The 25963-nt window shown below is 48.7% G+C and carries 25 protein-coding genes; 2 read left to right on the top strand and 23 right to left on the bottom strand.

Annotated elements, in window-relative coordinates:
• Positions 1 to 2: 2 nt before the first annotated feature.
• Entirely contained in the window at positions 3 to 1046 is a 1044-nt protein-coding gene (locus CSD97_RS08100; RefSeq protein WP_229079623.1) for a glycosyltransferase family 2 protein, read from the top strand.
• Positions 1047 to 1069: 23 nt separating this feature from the next.
• Here CSD97_RS08100 and CSD97_RS19060 read toward each other — a convergent pair whose 3' ends face one another.
• The 8 genes from CSD97_RS19060 to CSD97_RS08060 form a co-directional block, all read right to left on the bottom strand.
• Positions 1070 to 1333, bottom strand: a complete 264-nt coding sequence (locus CSD97_RS19060; RefSeq protein WP_055288649.1) for a hypothetical protein — start codon at positions 1331 to 1333, stop codon at positions 1070 to 1072.
• A gap of 163 nt (positions 1334 to 1496) precedes the next feature.
• Positions 1497 to 1940 (bottom strand): N-acetylmuramoyl-L-alanine amidase, encoded by a 444-nt coding sequence (locus CSD97_RS08090; protein ID WP_055288648.1) that lies wholly within the window; start codon positions 1938 to 1940, stop codon positions 1497 to 1499.
• Positions 1941 to 1973: 33 nt separating this feature from the next.
• Complete coding sequence (locus CSD97_RS18835; protein ID WP_005837338.1) at positions 1974 to 2087, bottom strand: smalltalk protein; 114 nt, start codon at positions 2085 to 2087, stop codon at positions 1974 to 1976.
• Between the two features lie 82 nt (positions 2088 to 2169).
• Entirely contained in the window at positions 2170 to 2685 is a 516-nt protein-coding gene (locus CSD97_RS08085; RefSeq protein ID WP_098032247.1) for an HU family DNA-binding protein, read from the bottom strand.
• A 405-nt stretch (positions 2686 to 3090) separates the two neighbouring features.
• Entirely contained in the window at positions 3091 to 3339 is a 249-nt protein-coding gene (locus CSD97_RS08075) for a DUF4248 domain-containing protein (RefSeq protein ID WP_044467801.1), read from the bottom strand.
• A 131-nt stretch (positions 3340 to 3470) separates the two neighbouring features.
• Positions 3471 to 5285, bottom strand: coding sequence for a bifunctional DNA primase/helicase (locus tag CSD97_RS08070; protein WP_055288646.1), 1815 nt, complete (start codon positions 5283 to 5285; stop codon positions 3471 to 3473).
• A 272-nt stretch (positions 5286 to 5557) separates the two neighbouring features.
• Positions 5558 to 6496 carry a DUF4373 domain-containing protein gene (locus tag CSD97_RS08065; RefSeq protein WP_005837334.1) on the bottom strand — a complete coding sequence of 313 codons (939 nt, stop codon included), beginning with the start codon at positions 6494 to 6496 and terminating at the stop codon, positions 5558 to 5560.
• Positions 6497 to 6839: 343 nt separating this feature from the next.
• Complete coding sequence (locus CSD97_RS08060; protein ID WP_227741051.1) at positions 6840 to 6980, bottom strand: hypothetical protein; 141 nt, start codon at positions 6978 to 6980, stop codon at positions 6840 to 6842.
• 234 nt (positions 6981 to 7214) lie between these two features.
• Here CSD97_RS08060 and CSD97_RS08055 point away from each other — a divergent pair, with 234 nt between their 5' ends.
• Complete coding sequence (locus CSD97_RS08055; RefSeq protein WP_034523192.1) at positions 7215 to 8228, top strand: acyltransferase; 1014 nt, start codon at positions 7215 to 7217, stop codon at positions 8226 to 8228.
• On the opposite strand, the gene CSD97_RS08050 is transcribed toward CSD97_RS08055, so the two are convergent.
• From CSD97_RS08050 to trpD, 15 genes are all read right to left on the bottom strand, one after another.
• Positions 8208 to 9161, bottom strand: a complete 954-nt coding sequence (locus tag CSD97_RS08050; RefSeq protein ID WP_005837331.1) for a phosphoribosyltransferase family protein — start codon at positions 9159 to 9161, stop codon at positions 8208 to 8210. The genes CSD97_RS08055 and CSD97_RS08050 overlap by 21 nt on opposite strands.
• Positions 9158 to 10360, bottom strand: coding sequence for a glycosyltransferase (locus CSD97_RS08045; RefSeq protein ID WP_057256463.1), 1203 nt, complete (start codon positions 10358 to 10360; stop codon positions 9158 to 9160). Before CSD97_RS08045 ends, CSD97_RS08050 begins: the two co-directional genes overlap by 4 nt.
• Positions 10361 to 10372: 12 nt before the next feature.
• Complete coding sequence (locus CSD97_RS08040) at positions 10373 to 11494, bottom strand: glycosyltransferase family 1 protein (RefSeq protein WP_098032246.1); 1122 nt, start codon at positions 11492 to 11494, stop codon at positions 10373 to 10375.
• Positions 11491 to 12696 (bottom strand): glycosyltransferase family 2 protein, encoded by a 1206-nt coding sequence (locus CSD97_RS08035; protein WP_005837328.1) that lies wholly within the window; start codon positions 12694 to 12696, stop codon positions 11491 to 11493. The genes CSD97_RS08040 and CSD97_RS08035 overlap by 4 nt, the downstream gene beginning before the upstream one ends.
• Before the next feature lie 23 nt (positions 12697 to 12719).
• Positions 12720 to 14171: an O-antigen ligase family protein gene (locus tag CSD97_RS08030; RefSeq protein ID WP_005837327.1), complete on the bottom strand. Its 1452-nt coding sequence runs from the start codon at positions 14169 to 14171 to the stop codon at positions 12720 to 12722.
• 6 nt (positions 14172 to 14177) lie between these two features.
• The gene (locus CSD97_RS08025; protein WP_098032245.1) at positions 14178 to 16337 is read right to left on the bottom strand and encodes a hypothetical protein; all 2160 of its coding nucleotides are present in this window, start codon (positions 16335 to 16337) and stop codon (positions 14178 to 14180) included.
• Between the two features lie 7 nt (positions 16338 to 16344).
• Entirely contained in the window at positions 16345 to 17181 is an 837-nt protein-coding gene (locus CSD97_RS08020; protein WP_055288653.1) for a TolC family protein, read from the bottom strand.
• Between the two features lie 34 nt (positions 17182 to 17215).
• Positions 17216 to 18382 carry a sugar transferase gene (locus CSD97_RS08015; RefSeq protein ID WP_034523446.1) on the bottom strand — a complete coding sequence of 389 codons (1167 nt, stop codon included), beginning with the start codon at positions 18380 to 18382 and terminating at the stop codon, positions 17216 to 17218.
• Positions 18383 to 18400: 18 nt separating this feature from the next.
• Complete coding sequence (locus tag CSD97_RS08010; protein ID WP_005837322.1) at positions 18401 to 18760, bottom strand: response regulator; 360 nt, start codon at positions 18758 to 18760, stop codon at positions 18401 to 18403.
• Between the two features lie 25 nt (positions 18761 to 18785).
• Positions 18786 to 21068, bottom strand: coding sequence for an LruC domain-containing protein (locus tag CSD97_RS08005; protein WP_035448692.1), 2283 nt, complete (start codon positions 21066 to 21068; stop codon positions 18786 to 18788).
• A 180-nt stretch (positions 21069 to 21248) separates the two neighbouring features.
• Positions 21249 to 22289 carry an asparaginase gene (gene ansA / locus CSD97_RS08000; RefSeq protein WP_005827512.1) on the bottom strand — a complete coding sequence of 347 codons (1041 nt, stop codon included), beginning with the start codon at positions 22287 to 22289 and terminating at the stop codon, positions 21249 to 21251.
• A gap of 141 nt (positions 22290 to 22430) precedes the next feature.
• Entirely contained in the window at positions 22431 to 23210 is a 780-nt protein-coding gene (trpA, locus tag CSD97_RS07995) for a tryptophan synthase subunit alpha (protein ID WP_008664364.1), read from the bottom strand.
• A 175-nt stretch (positions 23211 to 23385) separates the two neighbouring features.
• Positions 23386 to 24009 (bottom strand): phosphoribosylanthranilate isomerase, encoded by a 624-nt coding sequence (locus CSD97_RS07990; RefSeq protein WP_057280998.1) that lies wholly within the window; start codon positions 24007 to 24009, stop codon positions 23386 to 23388.
• 96 nt (positions 24010 to 24105) lie between these two features.
• Positions 24106 to 24933 (bottom strand): indole-3-glycerol phosphate synthase TrpC, encoded by an 828-nt coding sequence (trpC, locus tag CSD97_RS07985; protein ID WP_098032244.1) that lies wholly within the window; start codon positions 24931 to 24933, stop codon positions 24106 to 24108.
• Positions 24934 to 24937: 4 nt separating this feature from the next.
• The gene (gene trpD, locus CSD97_RS07980; protein WP_005827521.1) at positions 24938 to 25933 is read right to left on the bottom strand and encodes an anthranilate phosphoribosyltransferase; all 996 of its coding nucleotides are present in this window, start codon (positions 25931 to 25933) and stop codon (positions 24938 to 24940) included.
• Positions 25934 to 25963 lie beyond the last annotated feature (30 nt).

Below are 25963 nucleotides of genomic sequence, written 5' to 3'. Positions count from 1 at the left end.
ATATGAAATATACAGTAACAATTGCAATGCCGATTTATAATGTGGCACCTTATGTGGAGAAATCTTTGTTATCTGCATTGAATCAGACCTTTGTTGATATTGAGTATTTGTTGGTTGATGACAAAGGTACAGATGAAAGTATGGATATTGTCCATCGGATAATATCCATGCATCCACGTGGAAAGAATGTGAGAATTATTGATCAGAAATATAATCAAGGTACTGCGGCGGCTCGTAATGTAATGGTGGCTAATGCTACTGGAGAATATTTGTTTATAATGGATAGTGATGATGTCATATCTCCTGATTGCATTGATATATTATATCAGAAGATGAAGCAGTATTCAGTTGATTTTATAGCCGGTTCTTTTCAACGCCAGACTTGGGATGGAGACATTTATCCGGGTGGGTATCGGTATAAAGATACATTGATAGAAGACGGGGATTATGCTGTGGCTGAATATCGCTATGGGCAAGGACATGAAATTTTTGTAGCTACATGGAATAAACTTTATAAGGTCCAATTTCTGCGAAATAACAATATACGTTGTATTGATGGATATATGATTGATGATGTTTGGTTTACGTATCAAGTGATTATGTGTGCGCGTTCTTGTTGCTTAGTTTCGGACTGCACTTTATTTTATACTTATAATCCAAATTCTGTAACGAGTGTGCGATATTCACAAAAACTGTCAGAACAATATGTCGGCACCTTGTCATTAAAATCAGAATGGATTCATGGGCTTCGTAATAAATCGTTCTACAATGGATTGATGTATGATATTCTAAAGATGAGTGTTTATCATAGTTATTGCATTGGTAATTCCGAATTTGTTTCTCCTGTGGATAAACAGAAACTTCTTTCAAATTTGTTGTCCCGGAAGTTTCCTTATCCATCGCGTTGGTATTTCAATAAATTTCTTTTTAAAGCCCTGCCTTTTCTTTTGTTTTATAGCTTTCCGATGTCGATTAAAATATGGGTTATTCGGTTCATTGTGAGTATTAATCTGAAGGATAAGGTGAAGCGCTGGTTTCACTTTTAGTAAGTGGCATTGTTGTTCATCTATTAATAGACGGATTCACTGTCCTTTATCGGCATGTAGTAGGGAACCAGGTATTTGATGAATCCTTCGGCCACTTCCTTGTTAGGGAATCCCAGCCGATAGATGTTGAATTCTTCGTCATATTCCTTTATCGTGAGGTAGCCGCTTTGGTAAATCACGGCAATGGGATTATCCTTGAACGACTCCACGTCTGTCAGTGTCTCTGCAGTCACTCCTTCACTCGTAAGGTCGGGCAGACAGAAGTTGTTGTCTTTCAGCAGTTTCACAAATATCCGTCATTGATAAGGCTCTCAAAACTCTGTATTCCAATAGGGTACTTCATACGGCTGAACTTTGTTTGATGCGCATTTTGCTTAATTAGAACAAATGTATGAATAAAAAATGAGGTGGCAAAGCTTTTGTCATGCTTTGTCACCTCTCTTTTCTTGGTTACCACTTCTCTTTTTTTACTTCAAAACACGGGCATTGTTTCGTCCATTCCATCGGTTCCACCTCTCCGTTGTTGTTCCGGTCGGGGCTGAGGTCGCGATGTCCCGCCACTTTGGCTTCCGGATAGTCCATCAGCAAAGCGCGGACCAGTACGCGAAGCGAGTGGCGCTGCCATTCCGTGCGTGTGTCTTTGGGATTCCCATAGTGGTCCAATCCGCCTTCGTAGGCGATTCCGATAGAGTGGGCATTGTAGCCGCGGGCGTGGGCGCCGACCCTCTCGACCGGGCGTGTGGTCAGGATTTGTCCGTCACGGCGGATGTAGAAATGATAGCCCGTGCCATCAAATCCACGTCGGCGGTGCGCGGCTTCCAGAGCTTGCCCGGTAAAGGGACGGTCCTCGCACGTGGCGCTGCAATGTATCACAATCAAGTTGATTTTTCTCATTTCTTTCTACTGTTTGCCTTTGGAGGCTGTGCGCTAAAGGGGACCACCGCTGTTCATGGCGTGTGCGCTGAATGCACCCAAAAGTGCCGAAGCTACAGCGATGATTACTTTCAGAATCTTGTCCCAGGTTGATGATTTTGTACTCATAATGGTTAATGGTTAGGGGTTAGTGATTAGGGGTAGGGGTTAGGGAACACAAGCTCATCGCTTATCGCTAACCCCTATTTTTTTATCCCAGCGGATTCTCCCCCTGGTCTCCGTCGGAACCTCCGCCATCGGGGTTATTGTCGCCGCTTCCGCTACCGGTGCTATCCTTGTCGGCAGTTACAAGCTCGAAGACGAGGTTGTTTGCTCCGCCTTTGGTGGTGGCGTTGCTGTCGTTCACTAAGCGCAGGGTGTTGGCTACCTTGAAGCGGATGTTGACGCGCTCGATGTTTTCTACGGTGCAGTCTTTGGCCAGTTCGGTGGCACGGCACTTGAAGGTGGTGTGGAAGATTCCGAAACCGTCCAGACGGACACTGTTGCCGTCCGTCAGCGTCTGGCGCATCTGGCGTACGATGGCTTTGCCTACGTGCTCCACGTCTTCGGACGACATGGCGCCCAGGGCTTCAATGTCTTTTGCGATGCGGGCAAGGTCGAAGATTTTGGCATCTTGGGGCTTGCGTTTCAGGGTGTAGACCATGGGGGAGCTGCTGTCCCCGATTTTCTTGTGGCGCTGTGTGCGCACTACTAATGCTGTTGACATGATGGTTGATGTTTAATGGTTAATGTTTCATTCCGAAGGGGAAAGGAGGTGTCTCCGCGGCGATGGCCTCTGCTCCGTTTCGTTGATACAAAGATAGGACATGGGGCAGGGAGGAAGGGAGGTTGGGGGAGGCAGGAGGAGGTTGGGAGAGGATAAGGGAGGTTATTGTTTCTTTTGTTTTGGATTTGTGACAAATAGGAGGCGAATTTGTATTCGCATAGATGTGCGTAAACTGAATAAAAAGACATGGAATATGTTGGAAAACAGTAATCAGGATATGTGCTGTTTTAGCTCGTTTTGATGAAGTGCGTGAAGTGGTGGTATATGCCAATCTTGAAAACGAGGCATTGCGTGAGCATATAGACAGAGTGGGGGTGAGGATTTATGTGAAAAGCGGGGAACCTTCTAAGAAGGCTCCCCGAAGACATTGATCATAAGCTGCACCTGCGCGGGCGTGTACCGTCGGCAATAGGGGTTCATGCCCGTGGCAAGCAGGCGCTGTTCCAGTCCGGGGGCGGTGCGTATCCATTCGTTCAGCCGGTTGACGGCAGTCTGCTGGGCAATGCCCGGAAGGTAGTACATGGCGAGTTCGCCTTTCCCGTAACTGCGGACGGGGAAGCGTGGCTCTGCAAAGGAATCATTCAGTTTCATCATATTCTTTAAAGTTCAGGTTGTATGTTTTCTTTAATAGGGATAACACGTGATTGCACGGATAACACGTGATTGCACAGTTTGCACATGCTTGCACCTATTCTCTTCTTTCCGTCTTGTAAAGATACGGATTTTTATTCGAATAACCTGCCTTGTTCTTCATTATTTTTCAACCAATTCTCATTGTCGAACTGCGTGTTCACCGGTCCCAGTTGCTCTCCTTGGGGGGTGTGGATGACGTCTTCCTCGCAGGGCCAGTAGCGTCCGTTCAGGTGGTTGTAGACGAACTTGGCTTCGGTGTGGGCACTGCCCAAGTGTTTGAAACGGACCTTCTCGATGTAGATGGTGGCTATCTGTTTCGTGTCGTTACGGTCTACCACGAGGCAGAAGTCGGACATGTTGGCGAAGTTGGCGGAGCCGTTGATGTCGTTCATCTCGACGCGGCGCAGGGTGCCGTCCTTTTCGTTGCGGTTCACCTTGCGGGGGTGGGCCACGAGGATGACGAGGCACTGGTTGCGGGTGGCGAAGCGTCCCAGCTTGTTCAGCGTGTCGGTGATGTAGTCCATTTCCGTCTGCCCCGGTTCCAGACGTTGTTCCAGGCGGTTCATGGGGTCGATGACGAGGATGCGCACCCCTTTGCGGCGCACCACCTGGCGGGCTTTCTCCAGGATGTGGTCGATGCCGTAGCTCCCGTCGTCGGGCAGGATGTGCGACACGTTGCGGTCCAGCCAGCCCACTGCCTGCCCGTAGAGGGCTTCCGTCATGCCCGGTCCGGGGGTGAAGCGGTGGCCGGTCAGCTTCTCCGCCAGCTTGTGCAGGTGGTAGGCGATGGGCATGTTTTCGGGGCTGAAGAAGGCGATTTTCCACTCGTGGCGCAGGCAGAGGCGCAGCACCAGCTCGTCGGTGAATTCGGACTTGCCGTCGCCGGGGCGTCCGGTCATCACCAGCAGGCGGCGGGGCTCGAAGGTGCAGTGTTCGTCGAAGTTGTCCCAGCCGGTGTCGGCACCCCGCTGCAGGCCGTTCTCGTAGAGGGAGCGCAGGTCGTCGCGGCAGTCTTCGGCGGTGAAGATGCCTTCCAGGGGCACTTCTTCGGCTTGCTCGATGCAGATGCGGAGGCTTTCGGCGCCGTATTTCACCAGATGCTCGTTGGCATCCTTGCAGCCCTCGCCGAAGTGCACGATGCGGCAGCGTTCCACCCCGAGGCGGCGCGTGAGTTCCTGCCGGAGCGACTGCCCTGCCGGGTCCTCGTCTACGGCGATGTAGATGGCCTGCTTGTCTTCGAAGTGCGACTCCACGAAGCGGTCCAGCCACGTGAGGTTGCTCTGGGCGCCGGCGGGCACGGAGACGACGTCCTTGCGTCCCGCGGCGATGACGGCTGCCGTGTCGAACTCGCCTTCGGTGATGATGCACTCCGGGGTGCCGAGGATGCTGTCCACGTTGTAGGGGATGAGCTCGGCGCCCTTCACCATCATGAAGTGCTTCAGGGCGCTGCGGTACTTGGTGTTGACGAGTGTCCCGTTCTCGAAGTAGTTGAAGCAGATGCAGTTCTCCTCCTGGTTGCTTTCCGGCAGGCGCACCGTCTCTTCGGTGATGCGCAGGGTACGCAGCAGTTCCTGCGGCAGGCAGCGCACGGTGGTCCAGTAGCGTTCCAAGCTCTCGGAGAGTTGCATCCGGGCAGGGTCGAAGGTGGGGCGGCGGAAGTGCTGGGGCGGTGTGGCGGGTTTCCGGTGCATGTCGCGGCGCTGCTGCTTGAGGCGTTCTTCGGCGTCGTCGGGCACGTAGAGCTTGTAGCCGCAGTGGTGGCAGTAGCACAGGCCTTTGTCCAGGTCTACGGAGAGTGACTTGTTGCCTTTGTGTCCGCGGGTGTCGTTGCATTGCGGGCAGATGGTCTTGATTTTGCCGCTGATGCGGCCGCGGGTGTCAATGCCGCGTTGATGAAAATTTCTCATATGGGATTTGTTTTGTTTGACAGAAGGACGTACTTGTCTTCTCGTTTTTGTCTCTTTGTCCTTTTGTCCGGTAAATGGTTATACATGAATGGTCTCACCCCTTCCGATGCCACACTTCGTGGGGTGGAATGCCACACTTCACGGGGGTAAATGCCACACTTGGGACGTGCTGAGGTGTGGCATCCGGGGCGCTGAGGTGTGGCATCCGGAACGCTGGGGTGTGGCATCCGGAACGCTGGGGTGTGGCATTCCGGATGCCGGAGTGTGGCGTTTCAGCCGGGTTTCTGTTTCGGCTTTTTCGATGAAGGCGGCGGGGTTTGCGACGTCCACGAACGGGCAGTTTCGTTCCAGAAGGCGGTATTGTCCGGTCGGGGTGGCGCTCCGTCGGGGATGGGGCAGCCCAGGTAGGTGCGCCGTCCGTCCACAAGCAGCTCGTAGCGGTAGGGGTCGGGAGGTGCGGCGGCGGACTGCTGCTTTTCGAGGCCCTGCAACAGCATATGCAGTTCCTGCGAGGTGCGCTGGCCGGCTTGGGTGTAGAACGTGAAGTAGCTTCGCACTTCTTCCTGGCTGTTCATCCTCTCCTCTTTTCCGAGGAGTACGATGTGTTTCTTGAATTCTTCCAGTGCCGTATCAAAATGCTTGTTCAGCAGGACACTGTAGCCGCTTCTCATGCAGACCATTTCACGGAACAGTTGGTTTTTCGACAAGCCATCCACTTGCTTCCTCCAGCTCTGGTAGGGAGTGACGCCGCCGCCGCCGTTCTTTGGGACGACATCGTCGTCTTTTCTTTTCATCTGTTCTTCTCTATTCTGTTCTTCTCTTACGCGCGCGAGGCCGGTTTTGCTTCTACTTCCGCTGTTGTTCAGTGGGTTATCACCGTTTTTCGCATCCTCCGTTTTCTCCGGAGTTTTCAAATTGTTTTGCGAATGATTTCCTCTTTCCATATTGTTGAAGTTGATGGCAGATTCAAATTCTTCTTCGTGGATAGTGAAAAGTTTGTATTCCCAGATAATTTTCTCCATGTATTTTCTGGAGAACCCTTTTCTTGAAATAATATTCAGTTGACTGAAACTGAGTTTCCTGTCGGGCTGTGCGCAGAGCATCTCGATGATGCGCAGATACATACCATAGCCCCTGCATCCTTCATTATCGATGAGTGAGGCGAGTCTTTTGTCATTAGGCAAATCGTTGGGGTGTTTGAACCAAATCATTTTTTTTCGTGTATTAGTTTTCTATTTCCTGATAGTTATCTTATATTCTGAAAGGATAGAAGGGCTTCATAGTGATGTGTAAGGGAGAGACTGTGCAGCGGTCATATCTTTTAAAATATGCTGCAAAGTTACGTATAACAGAACAAGCCTGCAAATGGACTTTTGTAGGCTTGGCAGTATTTCATCGGCCTTAGAAGATGTTCTGAGCGTGCTCCCGTCTTTTTTCGGGTGCTTAGGCATACAATGGAGAAATATGTGTTTTTTTTACGGAAAGTAGTCGGTGGAGCCCTCTCTTCAGGCGGTCTTCTACTTGTTACATTCGTAAACATTCGACTCACAGTAGCTATTGTTCTCCGGACTTTGTTTTGTGCATGCGTGTCATCTGCCGTATGTGGGCCAGACTGCGCAGTTCGCTTTGGGAGAAAGACGATTTCCCTTCCAGCAAGCCGCCAATTGCCTCTGCAATGATTTCCAACTTATCCAATAATGGATTTCTACTGTGTGCAGTATTCTTTTCGATGCTTACTGCGGTTTGGCCCTCGCTATGGAGGGTCAGGGTTACTTTTTTTACTCATTGTACGTTTTTAAGAAAAACACGGCAAAGATACGGATTTTACCCGGAAGGAGATGTATTTTTACAATTTTAAAAGTGTGTCAATGCAGGAATAAAGAAGAAAATAGTGAGACCGGTTACAGAAAAATTCCGTATATTTGCAATATGGCAAATGCGGAAAAAAACTTGTCTGTTGAAACTTTGCGTGGCATCGCTATCTTGTTGGTTGTGGTGGGGCATGTCGTCGGTTCCGGGCCCGGTGGGGGCATGAAGATTGATTTTCCACATCCGTTGCGCTATCTTTATGTGTGGATAGATTATATTCAGATGCCTCTGTTTACGGCTATTGCCGGCTGGGCTTATGCGTTGAAGCCTTTCTCCGCATCTTCCGGTTTTGGAAGTTTCGTCCGGAAGAAAGCTTTGCGTCTGCTGGTGCCGATGGCGGCGGTGGGCACGTTGTATTTTCTGGTACAGTATCTGATGCCGGGCACCAATAATAAAGGGGAGCTTAGCCAGATGTGGCGCATTTATGTATTCCCTTATACCATATATTGGTATCTGCCGTCGTTGTTCCTGATTTTTGTAGTGCAATGGTGGATGGACAGCCGGAAGTGGATGGACACTCCGGGCAAGTGGGCTGTTTGTTGCATGGCGGCGCTGATTCTCAGTAGGATAAATGATGTATGGATTCTGCATGAGGTGCCCGACCTGTTCAGTTTCAAGGGTGCCTTGGGGCAATTGCCCTATTTCTTTGTCGGTGTGGCTTCCTGCCGTTTTGCTGTGCCGCTCTACAGTCGTCCGGCTGTCAGGCACGTCATGCTTGCAGTGGCGCTATGCGGGATTGCCCTGATACAGACAGTGTGGTTCTATCCCGGCAAATGCGCCTCTTTGAGCATGCTGCTTTATCCCGTGACGTTGATTCCTGCCTTGTTCCTGCTGCTGGCATCGAAGTGGCACAACCGTTTTTTTGTCTGGATAGGCAGTTATGCGTACAGTATTTATCTTTTTCATGGTTTCGGTACTTCCGGCGGGCGGATTATACTGAAAATGATGGGGATTGATGCGATTGTCCCCATCTTGCTGTCTGCAACTTTTATTGCGACAATCGGGCCGGTATTAGTAGACAAGCTGCTTGACCGCTCCGGGATGTTGCGGATGCTATTTTTGGGAAGGAAATGACGTTCTCAGTCTGTTGCGCACCCTTATCAGGAAACGCCGCAGCCATGGGAATGTTTCTCCCGACTTCAGGTTGTAGTACAGCGATTTGGATTCATAAATCATCTGGAACGTTTCCGTACAGAGTACCGGTTTCTTGGTCAGGCGGTTGATTTCTATGGCCTGCGGCATGGAACTTTCCACAAACAGCATGTAGTCGGTGGATGAACCGTATTCCTGGGCTTTGAAGGAGGCGTGGCAATTCGCCCGTTGGCGTGCAGCCATATCCGGCAGGTCCAGCATGACGAGCTTATTGCATTTTACATGGTTCTTCTGGAGCCAGGCTTCCGTTTCCGGGCGGTATTTCTCCAAGCGTGAAGTGACCAGCGTGCCGATGGTGACTTTGGGAATGAATAGCGGAGGAGCGTTCAGCAGGAAATGACGGTATTTCTCGCCGTCGTCGTTCTCTTCCGGAGTGGGGTCTGCACAAAGCACGCCGTCAATGTCCATACACGTTTTTTGCAGGATGGAGTGGTTCATGATGTTCCACTGGAAGAAACGGGGATAATCGACTATTTCGAAAAAATAGTCTACGGAATTTATTTGTAGTGGAACTGCATAAATGACACAATATTTGACGTTGTATAAATGTTCTATGTCCTTCAGAAATTCGCGGCATTTCTTCATGGCATCTCCCGTGGCTATGCTATCATCCACAACCAATACATTATGTATATTGTTCATGTTGAAAGTTTTCCCCCGTTCTCCGGTCTGATAGATATGCCCGTTGCGGAAAGAGTCTATGTCCGTGACCGGCAGGTTCAGGTAGAGCGCCAGCAGGTTGGCGGGAAACATGCCACTGCGGGGCACGCCGACAATGAGGTCGAAATCCCGTGGCAGAATGCTGAGATGTTGCAGGATGCAATGGTTTAGGTCGTCTATGTTACGATAGTTCATGTAGCTTTCTCCTTCAAAAAATTATCGATTATGTCGTATATTTTCTTTACACTGTGTCCCCAGCTGTGGGTCTCGGCAAAGGCTATGCGCTGTTTGGCAAGTTCTTCGTCATCGGCTTCGGTCACAGCACGGTCTATGGCCGAAAGCCATTCTTCCGGGGTGGTGGCCAGGTGCGTGTGATTTGCGAATATGTGGCGCATGGTGTGGGTACTGGTTGCGACAGTGGGTTTACCCATAGCCAGGTATTCGTCTATTTTCAATGGATAGTTACCGTCGGTAATGTCGTTCACCATTTGCGGGTTGATACAGACATCGTAGGCTGTGATGTAAGCGGGCAACTCGTCCACCTTTTTCTGCCCGGTGAAATACACATTTTTCAGGCTGTGGATGTGGTGTTGGCGAAAACCGTCGTCCTCCGGTCCGGTGAACACAAAATTGTAATCGGGACGCTGGCTTATTATTTGATAGAGCAGGTCTCCGTCAAGGCGGGTACTGTTTATCGTACCCATATATCCGATGATAGGGCGTGGAATGTCTTGCATGTCACCGGGTGTTTCGTATTTCTTGGCCGGATTGTACAGCTTTAGGTTTACGCCGGTTTCGATGGGGTAGGTATGGGGATTGTAGGCTTGCAACTCTGCGGCAAAACGGGTGGAGTTTGCCAGAACAAGGTCGGCCGAAGCAGCCAGTTCCGGTTCAAGACGGGTGCCGTGCCTGCGCCAGTAGGCTTCGCCTATGACGTAGTCGCGCCGGTAATAGATGCTAACAGACGGATGGATATACTCCTTCAGATAGCGGCTGCGGTAAATGTCTGTATCGATGAGGTGGATGTAATTTTTGAAGTCGAGCGCGGCAGCCTGCTCTACAATCCATCGGGCTATGCGGGCATTGTTTTTTCTGTTGACGATATTGAAAAGCGGTGCAGGCAGGAAGTTGGCCGAGAACAACATGAAAGGACAGTCCAGCACCCACATGTTGGCGTTGATTTGCCGGAGCGGTGAAGTCTCTCCCTTGATGACAGCCATGCGCCGGATGTAGGACGGAGATTGTCTGTTCCCTCTCAGCCGGATGGAAATGTCCATCGGAGTGTTGATGTAGAGCACTCGGTTCTGCTTTGAAATTTCCAATGCAGTATTCTTGATGGTACTACCTATTTCGATGTCCCATGTTTGCAGGCTGGTGATGATGAAGTCTCTCATGATGTTTGCCGGTTACTGGTGAATACAGTGATATATCTTTACATATTCTTCTGCAGTGTGTTTCCAGGAGAACAGTTTTACACGTTCCAGACTGTAATTTACTTGTTGCTGATAGAGTGTCGCATCATTCTCCAGGCGTAGCAAGGCATCTGCTATTTTTTGCGGTTCTTGAGGGCTGACTAAAATGGCACCTTTACCGGCTACTTCGGGCATTGCCGAAACGTTGCCCGTCACTACGGGAGTGCCGCAAGCCATAGCCTCCAGTATCGGAATCCCGAAACTTTCACGCAGGGAAGGATAGAGAAATGCAAATGCCGCATTATAAAGGGTTGCTAAATCTTTGTTGCCGATATATCCCGGATAATACAGATGTTCTTTTATCCCGGTGATTCCTTCTTGCTGAAGAAGCTGGTCGATATATTCTTCTTTCAAATCGGCAATGAGAAGGGGGCGTTTCGTTTGGGATGCTTTCAGATACAACGCGTATGCTTTCAGGGTACGTGCCGCATTCTTCTTGGGGTCTGTATTTCCAAGAAAGAAAAGAAAGTCCGGGTGCGGTATGTATTTCTGCACAATACTCTCATCGGGTGTTTCCTGCATTGAAAAGTAAGCGCTGTAGCCGTTGTAAACGGCTTTAATGACTTCTTCGGGAAGTTGCAGCGCTTCGCGTATGCGGGTACACTCGAACTGAGAAACTGTAATAATCTTTCTTGCTTTCTTCAGGATGCGGGGAACAATCAGGCGACGGTAATGCCATCCCATTTCCTGATAGAAGGAAGGACTGCGATGCTGACGCGGCTCCAGATAGATAATGTCATGAAGCGTCAGCACCAAAGGGACGGGACACCATAGCGGAGCTGTGTTCGATGTACAATGCAGCAAGTCCGCTTTCAGCTTCCTGACGGCCTGGGGCAATGCTATCTGCTCCCACAAAGGATAAGTAGGGCAGCGAAGCTCAATGATATGGAGGTTTTCCGATTCTTCCAGGCACCGGTCCTCCCCCGGGGCAACGAATACGTAATATTCATTGCCGTCTTTCCGCTTTTGCAGTTCTTTCAGTGTCTCCAGGATGACAAAGTCCATGCCATGCTTGTCTTTGCGGAAAATGCGTTGGGCTTCGATGGCGATTTTCATTTTGCTGCCTTTCTTTTCTTTTTCCGTTTAAAGATTCTCGTGATGTGGCTCATGGAAGAGGTGACTACCAATATGGGCAGAGACCAGAAAGCGCTCCGGAATTTGCGGCTGATTTCCCCTTCGGGCATGGCCATCAGAAAAGTGATGAATAAAATGGCTAAAAGTGCATACCATTTTGTAGCAAGCGGCCACTCCAGAAACGTCATTGCCACGGCACATATCGTGATATATAAGATGAGCAGGAAACGGGATGGAAGTAGCCATTGGAATAATTTTTCGCATAAATCCCACTTTCCTTGTAAGAATGCTATCGGAAATTGTTGCAATGCCAGTATGGAGCTGCGGTACTGTGAGCCCAACCAGCGCTGGCGTTCTTTGCTGTACCCCGATGTATCGTCCGTCTTTTTGCAATAGCAGACTATTTCCTCCATGTATTCGGTATATATGTTTTCCTTCAGGAGTTCCATTTCTGCAGCTTTGGCCAAATCGCTTCCTGATAACCTGGGAGCGATTTCCTGGAACATCTCAAAATCAAACATCATGCCCGAACCGATGAGGGCAGAGGAGAATCCCAGTGCCGTATGTGCCTTGCGGAAGAGGTGGTTGTTGATTTCTTCGCTGGTGGCGTTTAATACGGCGATGTTGGTATTCAGGTTTTCCGTCATGCGGTGGGCTTGGATGGCATCGCAGCCGGAGTAGTAGGCATTGTTGAAAAGTTCTAATGCGTTGGGGACGATTTTGTTGTCAGAATTGAATATGGTGATGGCATCGTACTCATGAGGAGAATAGCGCTCCATGACCTGCTGTATGGCATATATCTTTGTGCAATGCTCTTTATCGGGCACGACAATGTTGACCGGCATCTGGAGCAGCGTAACCAAGTCTTCTTCGGACAGTTGTGTGGCAGCCACTGCGATGTCGTATTTTTCTCTCGGATACGTCTGCGTGTCAAGGAAATGATTGATGGACTCTATCACTTCCTTGCCGTTTTTCAGCACAACAAAGAGGACCAGGAACCGATGTCGCTTGGGGGACGGTGGATAGGGATTCTTGTATTTCCGCAAGGAGGCCAATGCATAGATAAACAAGTAGGCTACGGGGATGGCCAGCAATAAGAAAAGAACCGCGTCCGTCATTTGCAAGGCATTGTTGTTCTCGTCCATCCACCAGTCGGGATTGAATATGGAAAAAATGTCGTTCATATATGTTTTCTATTTAATATTTTCTATTTTTCTGTTCTCAGTTTTTCTGTCAGCAGTTGGTCGATATGCTCCCCGTTAATCAGGACTGACAAAAATAAAATGATTATAAATCCTGTAGGGAATTGCCCGAAGAAAGCATTTCCATAGGCACTTATCATCATTCCGAAGATACCGCATGCAATGGCTGTGAGTATTCCGCGTAATTCGTTATTCTTGATTCGAAACATGATAAGATAGCAACCTCTTAACAATGCACTGACATATATGATAAGAAAAAGCACTAATCCTACAATACCGGTTTCCATCCATGTCTTGACATAAAAAGAATCATGGGGAATGAGTGTTGTGAGACGGGAACCATATTTTCTGGCTTCTACCCCTCCCAAGCCGAGTCCTTCTCCGAAAGGTTTGTATTTTAGATATTCGGCCAATTTTTTTTGATTTTCTTTACGGACAATGTATGAGGCATCTTCTGTCGGTCTGAAAGCTGTACGCATACGCCTGATGGAAGTGTTGCTTTCACCGATATAGGTATGGGCGAAAAAGACATAAAAAAACAATCCGAAGAAGACTGTAGCTCCCATAAGTTTGATGTTTTTGCTGAGAAAAGTTAACAATATGATTCCTCCGATGGGGACAAACAGCGCACCGCGGGTGCCGGAAATGAACAAGGCATATATGGCACACATGGCAATAATCGCATAATAGATTCTGATGGAGCGTTTTTTCATGAAGATGGCGGAAATACCGAACAGAATGGTGGCAAACCCCATGTTGGAGCCGAAATTTCCGGCATCTGTGAAAAAGGAAAAATAGCGGGTGACATCGGATAGAAGGTGTGTCTTGTACATTTCCGTTTCAATCAGCATGGTTGTTTCTGTCTCATCAAAACCTGCATATTTCTGGTAAATGGCTTTTGCCACGGCTGTCAGTGTGAATATGGACAAAAGAAGCATAATGACTCGCAACCGCTTGTAGGAGGTCATTGTTAAAACACTAATCAATGATACGACAAGAGTATTGTATATGGTTCCACGGGAGTAAACCCAAGCTTCAGTGAGTGCTGTTGGATTCAATATTTCTGCCGCAGTATATATGGCCCATATACAACCTCCGAACGTCAGAATGTTTTTGGCGTATTTCCATGCAATCTTACCTTGTTGGTGATAGGAATATATCAGGAGCGTCACAAGCAGGGTGACGGTTGCGACATCATACCAGACACTCAACCCACTGCCCTGCGTGTATCTGTACCAGGGAATGAAAAAGTAATTGAATGTGAATAGGAGACATACACCGACAAAAGGATTTTTTAATGCTTGTATTGCCATTATCAGTAAGAAAGGGAAAAAGCAAATGGAGGCAAAGATATACCATGCACCGGAGAGTAGGCTGTAGGTGATTACAGCCAACCCTATGATGAGCACTGACAGTGTTGCTACGAAGGGAGATATACTATGTCCTTTAATACCCATTTGCATTTACTTTACAGCAGCAGATTTGGATGTTAACCCTAATTGTGCCAACCGGCTGAAGAAACTGTGGACCGGAGTATGAGGAGGCAATTCTCCGGTGAAGCTTTCAACCACTTCGCGGTCTGCATTGTTGAGATACATAAATAGAGGAGTTCCTTCCAATTCTTCCTTTAACGGTTTCAATCGGGTGTCGTCATCTCTGCCCCACAATCGGGCGGCGTTGGCTATCAGCAAATTGAAATCTGCCTTTTTCAATACCGGCATAGGTAGAGTTGCGGTACTGACAGCAGGATATTCCACTAAAATGATGTCCGGTATTTCTTCTGCTTCATTCAGAACCCAGAAGTCAGACAATTCTTGAGCTTGTACATATCCCTTGTTTTGGGTATCGAAATCGTGGTCGTATTTTACAAGGCGCACTTTCATACCCTCAGTTTCCCAATAATCAATGAAATATTTGGCAAGGAATGATTTTCCTTCACGTTTCTCCATGCTGAGCAGGTTTATGACAGTAGGACGGTCCGGATGCAGGTAGTTGTTCAATTGCCGGCAACTGTAGGCAGCGGCAAGCCGGTTGCAAGCCTTGAGGAATCCACGATACTTCAAGTTGCTTATACCATTGAATGCTGCAATGACAGAGAGTCCGGACAGACGTTTGCTGCGGTCCGGGTCGCGGAGAGTGCGGTCTAACAATTCAATCAGCAGGAAGTAGCCGCTTATGAATATTAAACTGCCGAAGAATGCGGCAAGGATGTAGATAAGCCTTTTTCTGCCATTGTCTGTCAGCGGATACTCGGGTGATGCTATGACTTGCAGGTTGGCTGTCGTCATCTTGATGTTCTGTAAGCGGAGGTGTGCTTCGGCAAGGCCTGCTATCTGTCGGCGGTAATTGTCTTCGGCAATGCCCACGGCACGCTCTTTCCGCTTGATTTGGGTGCCTACGGGTGAAAAATCCCGGTATTGGTCGACAATCTCACGCTGGCGGTCAACCAATACTTTCACTTCAGCTTTGGCTTTTGCCTCATTGATGCATGCCGTCAGCCATTCTGTCACCATATCCTGAATACCTACACCTTCTTTGGAAAAACTGTACTCATTCAAATTATCGGAGAGATGGCTTATCTTTTCTTCTGCCTTTTGCAGGGCTTCTTTTTCTTTTTGAAGTTTACTACTGTTCTGCTGACTTTGTTCTGTGGTGAAAATTTCCTGTTCGAGAATGCTTTGATTCAGGGTACTGACTTTTTCCAGCTCTTGCAACAAATTAGTATTTGTGCGTATAATCTTGGCACGTATATCCATTTTATTCTCTAACATCTGGCGCAAGGCGACCGCACTTCCATAGATTCGCTGGATTTCTTCCATGCGATCATCAGTACCATATTTAGTCAGAGCCAATGCTTTGGATTGTTCATTGTAGTTGATGACTTGTTTCTGAACACTATAGTCTGTCAAATCATCTTCTTCTGCAGTAAGTGCTTTTTTGGCTATGCGCACTTGCTCTTCAAAATAGGCGATAGCACTGTTCGTGGCACTGAACCGGAGTTGCTCATAAGCCTTTAACAGTTCATCTTCCAATATCTTGAGCGTATTTTGTGTAATGCCGGGATCGGCAGAGGTATATACTAATTCTATCAGATCACTGGTACCCAACCGTTTGATGATAATTGAATTTAATGCATTATAGCTATAAAACGGATAAGGGCGGTTGAATATGGAATAGACGAAATTGCTACTGTTCTCCTTTCTGTAATTCATTAAATTAGTTACGGTTTTATCCAAAGAGGAACGGTCGACCAAAGCCAATACTTCTTTGGGAAGGATTTGGACAAGTTGTCTGTAATGTTTGGCTTGAATGTACATATTGTCTTTCCACTCATCACCGTGTACAAGATTGGTGGCAAGCAGTCGTACAGAGACCTTTGCTAAAGTGTTTTTGGACTTGCCAATATTAATGATATTGTCGAAAGTACTGTTGATGTTGATAAGCTGGCTTCCATCCAAATTGGTACCATTGGTTACGCCTGCATATAAACTACTGTTTACCGTATAGCTGTATGGTAAAAATTGAGTGAAGTATATGACCAATGCCGTAACAAGGAGGCTTCCCCACAATAACCAATAACGGATGCGGTAAAAGAAGCTTGCCAAAAATTGTACTATATTCATAATCGGTTTATTTGTCTGATATAACTTTTACATTAGTCAGCATCTCCAGTAATACGATAGAATTGTGTAAAGCTACACGACTCTGTTCATACGTGGTCACGGCACCAGTGCGGCGCGCACGTTCCAAAGAGAGTGAAATGATGTCAACGGTTCCTTGTATGAAGTTGTTTTCTGAAATTTTCATCTGTGCGTTATACAAGGCGGCCGTTTCTGCTTTGGCTTTTATAGTGGCTAATTGTTCGGTAACTGCATTGTAGGCTTCCAATACCTTTAGTCTCCGTTCTTCCATGACATCTTCTTGCATATATTGCAATTGTTCTATCTGATAGCGGTAGTCTTTCAGTTTCAGCGGTCGGTTGAACAAGTCTCCTAAAGTGATGCCGACGCTGGCCCCGACATTGAAGTTGTGCTGGGCACTTGACATCGTCGTCTGGTACATAGGGGTGAACTCGTCACTGGCATTGCCTATAATATTATAGCGTCCGTAGGAATAGTTACCGTTCAGTCTGAAGTAGTTCCACCAGTTCCGCTTTTCCAGGCGATATTGGTTCTTGACTTGCTCTACTTGGGATTGGGCTCTTTTTACTGACGCATTCTCTGTCACTGCATCAAGAAAGACAGATAGAGGGGGCAACTCTAACTTCTCAATATCTATTGATGTCTTCGGACTGATTAAACCCAATGTGTTGACTTCTATTTTTTTGTCCTCCATCTTGAGTTGCTCCAATATCTTGATGCGCTCCTCCCGTGTCAACTCCTGCTGCGCAGCCACAGACAAAGGTACCCCCAACAATCCTAAGAGGATTACACTGTAAATGATGGACGTGATATATCTTTTTATCATCTCTAAAGCCATATAATTCCTGTTATCTTTATTTTTATACATTCTCTTTCTGCACAAACGCTGTCAGCGTCTTGCACAGTATCTTCATGTCCAGCCAGAATGAAAATTCTTTGGCGTACTTAATGTCCAGTTGCTTGCGCTCTTCGGCCGACATCTTCCCGGCACCGCCTCGTTTCTCCACTTGCCACAGTCCCGTCAGTCCGGCGGGGGCCATGAAGCGCTCGATATATGCGTCGCTGGTCAGCAGCTCGGCCTCGTAGAGGGGGAGTGGGCGGTTGCCCACGATGCTCATGTCTCCTTTGAGGACGTTGAACAGCTGCGGCAGTTCGTCAATGCTGTACTTGCGGATGAAACGGCCTACGCGAGTGACGCGGGGATCGTTCTCTATCTTGACGAACGTATTCTGTTTTTCTTGGGCCTTCTTTTTGAGGAAGTCTTCTTCGGAGATGACGAAATCGTCTGAAATCAGCAGGGTAGCCTCCTCTTCGGAAGTGCCGGTCAGGTCGTCGAAGCGGATATCGGGCTGCTCGTCCGTCAGTTCTTCTTCCATCTTGTATTGGTTGAGTGCATTCAGCTCCTTCAGGCGCTTGTCTGCATTGGTGTACATGGAGCGGAACTTCAGGAAGTTGAATATCTGGTAGTTGCTGCCTACGCGCTGGGACTTGTAAATCACTTTTCCCTTGCTTTCCATGCGGATGGCTATGGCTGTCACAATGAATATCGGAGACAGTGCAATCAGTACGGCAACGGCAAAAAGGATGTCGAAGATACGCTTCCACACAGGCAGGTGGAAGGTGTTGAATATCTTACGGTGTGACTGGCTGAATTCCTGCAACTTATGCTCCTTGCGCAGTTGGAGGAATTTTGTCATTTGTTGCAGATTCCCCTCATGGGTCGTAGGGGAGAGGGTGTTATTGACACCTGCCTGCAGATAGAGTTTGCGGTTTTCCTTCTGCAGCTCCTCGGTGACAAGGATGATGTAGACGCGTGGGAAACGCTTGTGCAGGAAAGTGATGTTTTCACAGTCTTTTTGAGGGTTGCTTTGTTCGTAAAGGATAGATGTGTTATATCGTTCGCGGATGCCGTCGATGACTTTCGTTGCCTTGTTGCAGGATGAAACAGCCATGAACATGCCTCCCGTAACTTTACTTAAGTGGTCGATAGTGGCGCGGTTGCTGCCTATGTAGATATAATATAACATATCCATTGATTTTGTTGTTTAGAGGAATTTCTTGATGCGGGCTTTCAGTTCCATAGGATTGAAAGGTTTCAGTATGAAATCCTCGGCTCCGGCTTCGAGCAGGTTGATGCGCTCGGTGGTACTTTCCTCACTGGAAAGCATCACAACCGGAATGTCCTTGAAAAGTGAATTGCCTTTCAGATATGCCAGGAATTCACTGCCGGTCATCTTGGGCATGCGTATGTCCGAAATGATGAGAGCGGGCTCGTTCCCTTCATTCAGCCATTCTATGGCCCTGACGGGATCTTCGAAATAAACCAGCTCATTCTCTTTCCCTAAATAGACCGAGAGTACCTTGCCTATGGCAGGTTTGTCATCTACAAATAATATTTGTTTCATTGTTTATGATAATTGTTTGCTATATTTATCTATATACATTTTCTTCTACCGGGTGTTCGTACCATTCCGTATACTGGGTTCTGTCTTGGGCCCAATAGATGAATTCCGGATATGCGCTTGCCTCGGGGATATCAGTACGTGACACATTGATTGTTTCTTTGGGATAGCGGAAGCCATACGGCACGCAGATTGCCCACGTGTTGTTGCCTGCCAAGTCAAGATTCTCTTGCTGTATGGTTCCGGCGGCAGTGGCGCCATATCCCCAAAATTCGTAAAGATGGACTTCCATGCGTTGTTCCATGCTTTTATATTGATAACAGATGAAGAAGTCCAGATTGTCTTTTGAGAATGGGGGCTCTGTCCGGGTTTGGTCTGCCAGTTCAATAATGACTTCATAAGTGTACTTTTTGGCGGTTACTCCAATGCCGGTATTTACCATCTCACCCGGTTCAACTCCGAATACATTGTGCACCTCGCCTGCGATGGGGATTACGACACTCGGATCGGAATCTTCCATGTAAGTAACGTTGTTATACCTGAATTTGTTGTACGAGCTGTTGAATGACTCCTGGAAACGCGAATCGTCGCCTCCGGTCTTGACTTCCCGGATATCGGATTTATTGATTCCGGTAATCCGGAGCCCTACGCCCAACGGCTTGCTTGCTCCTGCTGCAGCAAGGGTCACGTCGAGCTGTATGCGCTTGATGTGGTTCGTCTTTTTCTCGCGGTGATAGTAGGTCTCCACGTCCAAGACCACGTCGTTGAAGTCATAGTCGCCTACCAACGGGAAGTTGTCTTCGAATACGTACGTATAGGAGACCGGGTCTGTAGGGGTTTCTGAGCCGGACTCGTCCGGAGTATTGCCTTCGCCCGTACAGTCTCCGGCAGGAATGGTGATGGGGGATTCTCCCCATTTGGATATGGTTCCTTCGGTGTTCTTGATAGCATCAAGGAATTTGGCTTCCCACCAGATGTCCTCGGTGATATCATCGTCAATTTCTTTCACTTCATAATGAATGTTTCCCTGGCTGGAGAAATTCCCTATATCTTCAATTTTATTGATTTTTACCAGTGCATATTCATTGTTTGGACCCATAAATTGTGCTTGTGACAATTCTGCTTCATCAAGTACGGTTATCATGGAGTTGTCACCCATCGTGATTTGGGTGTTGTAATTGTTGCTATGGTCCCCGAAATCCTCTATCTCTGCAGAAGAGGTGTCTCCCATGTTCAGTGTGCCTACAAATTCTTCCGCATATAGATAGCATCCGTTGTCTATAGTGATGTTGCTGTCGGTTTTCCCGATATAGGCTTTGCCCTGGTTGATGAATTTGCATCCGCTGTCGAAATTCATTTCATCGACACGCACGGTACCGCAATTATAGAATGCTCCTCCCTGGCTGACATGGAAATCGTCTATTTCCATAGTGCCGGCATTGTAGTTGTAGCTGCCTCCGGATGCATTGGTCAATTCGATGTCGTTCCCTTTGATGGTTCCACCCGCGTAGACGATAAACCGGCTGGATTGCACTAAAGTGAAGGTGTGCTCGTCCGGTATCACGATTTCCCCTCCGTCAATCACATAGAATTCGAAGCCTCGTTCAACGGTCATGTTGTTTCCATTGGGTTCCCAGCTGCCTTCAATGATGATGATGGCCGGATTGTCACTTCCCATGCCGTCCTTGCTGATTTTATTCCTATATATATTGTCTTTGGAGATTTTGTAGGCTTTTCCGTTTTGAAAATCGGTATTCGGCCTTATTTCTTCGGCACTTGATAGCATTGCGGTGATTTCCGCCTCAGACTTTTCCGGTGAATAGGTCTCGATGCTGACACTGCGTGTCCATGCGGCACGTGTAGTTGCAGGGGAACTGCCGAAAGCGGCATGGAGCTGACCGTTTTGGATGGATACGTATTTTACTATGTTGCGGCTGTGTGCATCGGTGCGGCACACAAAAGCGCTCGTCAGCACAGAAGGGCAGTCCATGACGGTAGTAAATACTGTTGTATTATTGGCGGTGCCTTCTGCCAGCAGTTTGGCAGATGACCGGCTGATTAAGGGGTTCTTGTCGTAAATACGTATGGTGTAGTCGATGCCGGTATCTTCGGATACAGAAACATTGACCCGGACCTGCTGAGTCATTTTCCAATCCATAGCCGGGTCTATGTTCTTGACCGGAAACCTATCCTGATAGGCTGCTTTCACTTTTTCGGGGTTAAAAACATCGTCTTTACAACCCTGCAGCAGTATGCCTACTGTAAGAATAACAAGCGGCAGAAAGCGTTTGTATAGGGTATTTTCTCCCATATTTTACATTTGTTTTGCTTGATTGTAAGCAAAAGTACGTTTATTTAAACTAATAAGCTTTATTAATGGGGGATAAAAGCGTGTTGGTTAACGCTTTTTAACGATTTTGTATGGATAGATAATGCAAGTTTGTCTTGAAAATTATCAATATTACTAAATGCCCTCTGTATTGCCGCTTTACTAAATCTTGGTGATTTCTCCTGCCAGGTCGGAATTCATGCGGTGGCGGATTTCGGCTTGGTCCAGTCCATGCCCCAGGAGGAACATGAGTTTGGTGACGGCACATTCGGGGGTACTGTCATAGCCGCTGATGACGCCTGCCTGGAGAAGTTGCAGACCGGTTTCGTAACGTCCCATCTCGACGGCGCCACTTTGGCATTGGGTGATGTTGACGATGACAATGCCACGTTCGCTGGCTTCTTTCAGCTGGCGGATGAACCATTCTTTCTGGGGGGCATTGCCGGAACCGAAGGTCTTGAGGACAACAGCTTTCAGACCGGGAACATGAAGCACGGAGTTGATGATGCTTTCCTGGATGCCGGGAAAGAGGGTGAGCACTACGACATTGGTGTCGAAAAGGTAGTGCGGCTTCATGGGGCGTGACGGGTCGGGACGGTGGATGAGGTGCTCGTTATAACGGATATGGATGCCTGCCTTTGCCAGTGCGGGATAGTTGAAGGAGCGGAAAGCGTTGAAATTCTCGGCATTGATTTTGGTGGTACGGTTGCCCCGCATCAGCTCGTTCTCGAAGAAGATGCACACTTCGGGGACGATAGGAGTACCGTCCGGATGCTTGGCGGCGGCTATTTCAATGGCGGTGATGAGGTTCTCTTTCCCGTCGGTGCGCAGGGTGCCGATGGGAAGCTGGGAACCGGTGAGGATGACCGGCTTGGAAAGGTTCTCGAGCATGAAACTGAGGGCGGAGGCTGTATAGGCCATCGTATCGGTACCGTGCAGGATGACGAAGCCGTCGAAATTGTCGTAGTTGTAGTTGATGATTTTTACAATCTTTGCCCAGAGGGAAGGTTCCATGTCGGAAGAGTCGATCGGTGGGTCGAACTGATAGGAAGAGATGCGGTAGTTGAAGCGCTTCAGTTCGGGAACATGCTGTAGCAGTTGGTCGAAGTTGAAGTTCTCAAGCGCACCGGTCTCGGGATTTTCTATCATTCCGATAGTTCCGCCAGTGTAAATCAATAGTACGGAAGGGCAATCGACTTTCATGATATTCGTATTAGAGCTTTTTTCGGGCACAAAGATAGTGAAATATGAGATGGGGAGAAAATAAAAGAGACAAGTCTTTGCAGATTTTGTCTCTTTTATTTTTTCATTGCGAAAAATATATTGTATGAAATTTGAATAAGCTCACTGTTTCAAATCTTCCTTCAACTGCCTGATAGCCTTTTCCGCATCTCCTTCCTTCTCGTTGAGCAGCGTGACGAAGCGGCTGCCGATAATGGCACCGGATGAGTGGGCGCAAGCGGCATCGAATGTCTGCTTGTTGCTGATGCCGAAGCCTACCATGCGTGGATTGCGCAGGTTCATATCCTCTATCTTCTTGAAGTAGGCTTGCTTCCGGGTGTCGAAGTCTTTCTGGGCACCGGTGGTGGCGGCACTGGACACCAGATAGATGAAGCCGTCGGTGTGGGCGTCTATTTCGCGGACGCGGGCTTCGCTGGTTTCGGGGGTAATGAGCATGATGACACGGATGTCATACTTCGAGGCGATGGCTTTGTAACTCTCTTCGTAATCGCGGAAAGGGAGGTCGGGAATGATGACGCCATCGATGCCGCATTCCACGCACTTCTGGCAGAAGGCTTCGAAGCCGAACTGCATGATGGGATTGAGGTACCCCATAAGGATGAGGGGGATGCGGACATCGCGACGGATGTCGCGCAATTGTTCGAAAAGCAGGCGGAGGGACATGCCGTTGTGCAGGGCGCGGGTGGCGGCGTTCTGAATGACAATGCCGTCGGCCATGGGGTCACTGAACGGAATTCCGATTTCAATCATGCTGACTCCGTTTCTTTCGAGGGCACGGATAACGTCGGCAGTACCGTCGAGGTTGGGACAGCCTGCACAAAAGTAAATGGACAGCAGATTCTTGGGGCTGTCCTGGAAAAGTTGGTTAATGCGGTTCAACATACTATTTTTATTTACTATTTTACAATTTACTATTTACTATTTACTATTTGGCTGCGCAATAACGCTGCATGGTACTATTTACTATTTGACAATTTACTATTTACTATTTACCATGTACAATGTACAATTTGCCATGCGGCGTATATTGCGCAGCCAAATAGTAAATAGTAAATCGTCAAATCATACCTCCCTTCAGTTCTTTCAGGAAGTTTGAGATGCGTTCCACATCCTTTATTCCCGGTGCCGTTTCGAAACGGCTGTTGATGTCGATACCTGCGAAATAGGGATGGCGAAACTCCCGGAGGGCTTTTACGCTGTAGGGGTTGATGCCACCGCTAAGCAGGAACGGGGTGGGACCGTTGTAGCGGTGCAGGAGGTTCCAGTCGAACTGGTTGCCGGAACCGCCGTACTGCGGGGTCTTGGTGTCGAAGAGGTAGTAGTCGCACAGACCATTGTAGGCAGATACGGCAAGCAGGTCCTTGGGCAGCAAGATAGAGAAAGCCTTGATGAGGTGCAGGCCTGCATTGCGCAGGGAACGGCAGTATTCGGGAGCTTCATGGCCATGCAGCTGGATGTAGTCAAGGCCGAAACGGTCGGTATACATTAGGATGTTTTCCTTACTTTCGTTGACAAAGACGCCGACGCGCTTGGCGCAGGCTGGCAGATACCCGGGCATCTGGCACAGACAACGGGGAGATTTGGGGTAGAAGATGAAACCAATCATATCTACACCTTGCAGTTCTACATTGCGGATGTTTTCTGCTTCGGTCATTCCGCATACTTTGATGAGAGGAGACATTTTATTTACGATTTACAATTTGGCTGCGCGATATAACGCTGTATGAGAGACTTATGTATTTACAATTATTGACTTTCAATTATCAACTTTCAGCTTTCAATTATTAATTAAGAGACTGTCTTGGATGAACTTTTTCAGGGTTTCGCCCGGGGTGGCTGTTTTCATGAAGGTTTCGCCGATGAGGAAACCGCGGAAGCCGGCGGCACGCAGGCGGCAGATGGTTTCGGGGTCGGAGATGCCGCTTTCGGAGACAAGGAGCGGGGATGCCGGTCCGTGGGTGGCTTCGCGCAGTTGCCGGGCTATCCGGAAGGAGTTCTCCACATCGGTGACGAAGGAGCCGAGGTTGCGGTTGTTGACACCGACCATGTCGACCTCCTTATTTATATAGGAGAGTTCCGAAGGGCTGTGGATTTCGAGCAATACCTCCAGCCCGAGTTCGTGGGCTTGGGTGGTGAGGGCGCTGCACTGCTCCGGACTGAGGCAGGCGGCAATGAGCAGTACGGCGTCGGCACCTACGATGCAGGCTTGCAGAAGCTGGTACTCGTCGATGATGAAGTCCTTGCGCAGAATGGGGATGCGGACGAGCGGACGGGCCGTGCGGATGTCGCGCAGCGTACCGCCGAAGAACTTCTCATCCGTCAGGATGGAGAGGGCGGCGGCGCCGGCGGCTTCGTAGGAGGCGGGTATTTCCTCTGCTTGGGCAGCCTCGTTTATCCAGCCTTTAGAGGGTGAACGGCGTTTGAACTCGGAGATGATTCCTGTAGAAGAAGCGGCAAGGGCCTGCTTCATGCTGCGGCGGTGGGCCGCATTCTCCCGGATGATGACTCCGGCCTGCTCCTGCAACTGTTCCGGAGAGACGGTCTGCTTTTGCAGTTCAATCTCTGTTTGCTTATGGGCGATGATTTCGGACAGTATATCTTTCATTGCTTCATTTATTAATCTCGATAAATTTTTTCAGTGTCGCCAGCGCCCGTCCGCTATCCAATGATTCGCGTGCGATGGCGATGCACTCTTCAATCTCTTTCTGCGGCTCCATCACCTGGATGGCAAAGGCGGCGTTGACAATGACGCATTGCGTTTGTGCAGGTGTGGCATGCCCCGTAAGGATATTGTCGAAGATGCGGGCGGCATCTTCCTTGCATACGCCGCCGAAGAGTTCTTCGGGACGGGCATCCTTGAAGCCGAGGGCCTGCGGACGGTAGATGCGCTCATAGTTGCGGGTCATCACCTTGAACTCGTCCGTCAGGGAGATTTCGTCGTAGCTGTCGAGGCTGTTGACCACGGCAAAGTCAATGCCGAGCTTATAGAATACGTTGGTGTATAGGCGCATCTGCGAGAGGTCTGCCACACCGAGCAGCTGATATGCCGGGCAGCATGGATTCACCAACGGGCCGAGCAGATTGAACAAGGTGCGCACTCCCAACGTCTTGCGTACGGGACCGACAAACTTCATCGCCGGATTGAAAAGCTGGGCATGAAGGTAGGCGATGTTGCACTCCTCCATGCTGCGTTTCAGCGTGTCGGGGTTGTTGGTGAAGCGTACGCCGTGCTGCTCGATGACATTGCTGGCTCCGCTCACGGAAGTGGCTCCGTAGTTGCCGTGCTTGGCAACCTTGTAGCCGGCTCCCGCCACCACGAAGCAAGCGCAGGTGGAGATGTTGAAGGTGTTCTTTCCGTCGCCGCCCGTACCTACAATGTCGATGGGGCGATAGGGGGCGAAGTCGATGGGAAGGCGTGTCTCCATCAGTGCTTCGCGGAAACCGATAAGCTCGTCCACAGTGATGCTTCGCATCTGGAAGGCAGTGAGCAGGGCTGCTATCTGCGCCTCAGGATACATTTCCTTGGTGATGTTGAGGAGGATTTGTTTGGTTTCCTCCGACGTAAGCTCTTCGTGGTTGAAGAGACGGGTGAGTATTGCTTTCATCTTGATATTTACTATTTGACAATCGATTCT

It is taken from the genome of Bacteroides sp. AR29, assembly GCF_900217715.1.
GTDB classification, from domain to species: domain Bacteria; phylum Bacteroidota; class Bacteroidia; order Bacteroidales; family Bacteroidaceae; genus Bacteroides; species Bacteroides uniformis.
Note: the sequence above shows the minus strand (reverse complement) of the source record. Positions and strands in the feature narration are given on the sequence as shown.

Excerpts from the sequence above, each read along its gene's own strand:
- CSD97_RS08055 (WP_034523192.1), top strand. The coding sequence starts at position 7,215 with ATGGCAAATGCGGAAAAAAACTTGTCTGTTGAAACTTTGCGTGGCATC.
- CSD97_RS08100 (WP_229079623.1), top strand. The coding sequence starts at position 3 with ATGAAATATACAGTAACAATTGCAATGCCGATTTATAATGTGGCACCT.
- trpA (WP_008664364.1), bottom strand. The coding sequence starts at position 23,210 with ATGTTGAACCGCATTAACCAACTTTTCCAGGACAGCCCCAAGAATCTG.
- ansA (WP_005827512.1), bottom strand. The coding sequence starts at position 22,289 with ATGAAAGTCGATTGCCCTTCCGTACTATTGATTTACACTGGCGGAACT.
- CSD97_RS08045 (WP_057256463.1), bottom strand. The coding sequence starts at position 10,360 with ATGAGAGACTTCATCATCACCAGCCTGCAAACATGGGACATCGAAATA.
- CSD97_RS08050 (WP_005837331.1), bottom strand. The coding sequence starts at position 9,161 with ATGAACTATCGTAACATAGACGACCTAAACCATTGCATCCTGCAACAT.
- CSD97_RS08065 (WP_005837334.1), bottom strand. The coding sequence starts at position 6,496 with ATGATTTGGTTCAAACACCCCAACGATTTGCCTAATGACAAAAGACTC.
- CSD97_RS08015 (WP_034523446.1), bottom strand. The coding sequence starts at position 18,382 with ATGTTATATTATATCTACATAGGCAGCAACCGCGCCACTATCGACCAC.
- trpD (WP_005827521.1), bottom strand. The coding sequence starts at position 25,933 with ATGAAAGCAATACTCACCCGTCTCTTCAACCACGAAGAGCTTACGTCG.
- CSD97_RS08070 (WP_055288646.1), bottom strand. The coding sequence starts at position 5,285 with ATGAGAAATTTTCATCAACGCGGCATTGACACCCGCGGCCGCATCAGC.
- CSD97_RS08005 (WP_035448692.1), bottom strand. The coding sequence starts at position 21,068 with ATGGGAGAAAATACCCTATACAAACGCTTTCTGCCGCTTGTTATTCTT.
- CSD97_RS08090 (WP_055288648.1), bottom strand. The coding sequence starts at position 1,940 with ATGAGAAAAATCAACTTGATTGTGATACATTGCAGCGCCACGTGCGAG.
- CSD97_RS08025 (WP_098032245.1), bottom strand. The coding sequence starts at position 16,337 with ATGAATATAGTACAATTTTTGGCAAGCTTCTTTTACCGCATCCGTTAT.
- CSD97_RS07990 (WP_057280998.1), bottom strand. The coding sequence starts at position 24,009 with ATGTCTCCTCTCATCAAAGTATGCGGAATGACCGAAGCAGAAAACATC.
- CSD97_RS08035 (WP_005837328.1), bottom strand. The coding sequence starts at position 12,696 with ATGAACGACATTTTTTCCATATTCAATCCCGACTGGTGGATGGACGAG.
- CSD97_RS08040 (WP_098032246.1), bottom strand. The coding sequence starts at position 11,494 with ATGAAAATCGCCATCGAAGCCCAACGCATTTTCCGCAAAGACAAGCAT.
- CSD97_RS08020 (WP_055288653.1), bottom strand. The coding sequence starts at position 17,181 with ATGATAAAAAGATATATCACGTCCATCATTTACAGTGTAATCCTCTTA.
- trpC (WP_098032244.1), bottom strand. The coding sequence starts at position 24,933 with ATGAAAGATATACTGTCCGAAATCATCGCCCATAAGCAAACAGAGATT.
- CSD97_RS08085 (WP_098032247.1), bottom strand. The coding sequence starts at position 2,685 with ATGTCAACAGCATTAGTAGTGCGCACACAGCGCCACAAGAAAATCGGG.
- CSD97_RS08075 (WP_044467801.1), bottom strand. The coding sequence starts at position 3,339 with ATGATGAAACTGAATGATTCCTTTGCAGAGCCACGCTTCCCCGTCCGC.
- CSD97_RS18835 (WP_005837338.1), bottom strand. The coding sequence starts at position 2,087 with ATGAGTACAAAATCATCAACCTGGGACAAGATTCTGAAAGTAATCATC.
- CSD97_RS08030 (WP_005837327.1), bottom strand. The coding sequence starts at position 14,171 with ATGGGTATTAAAGGACATAGTATATCTCCCTTCGTAGCAACACTGTCA.
- CSD97_RS08010 (WP_005837322.1), bottom strand. The coding sequence starts at position 18,760 with ATGAAACAAATATTATTTGTAGATGACAAACCTGCCATAGGCAAGGTA.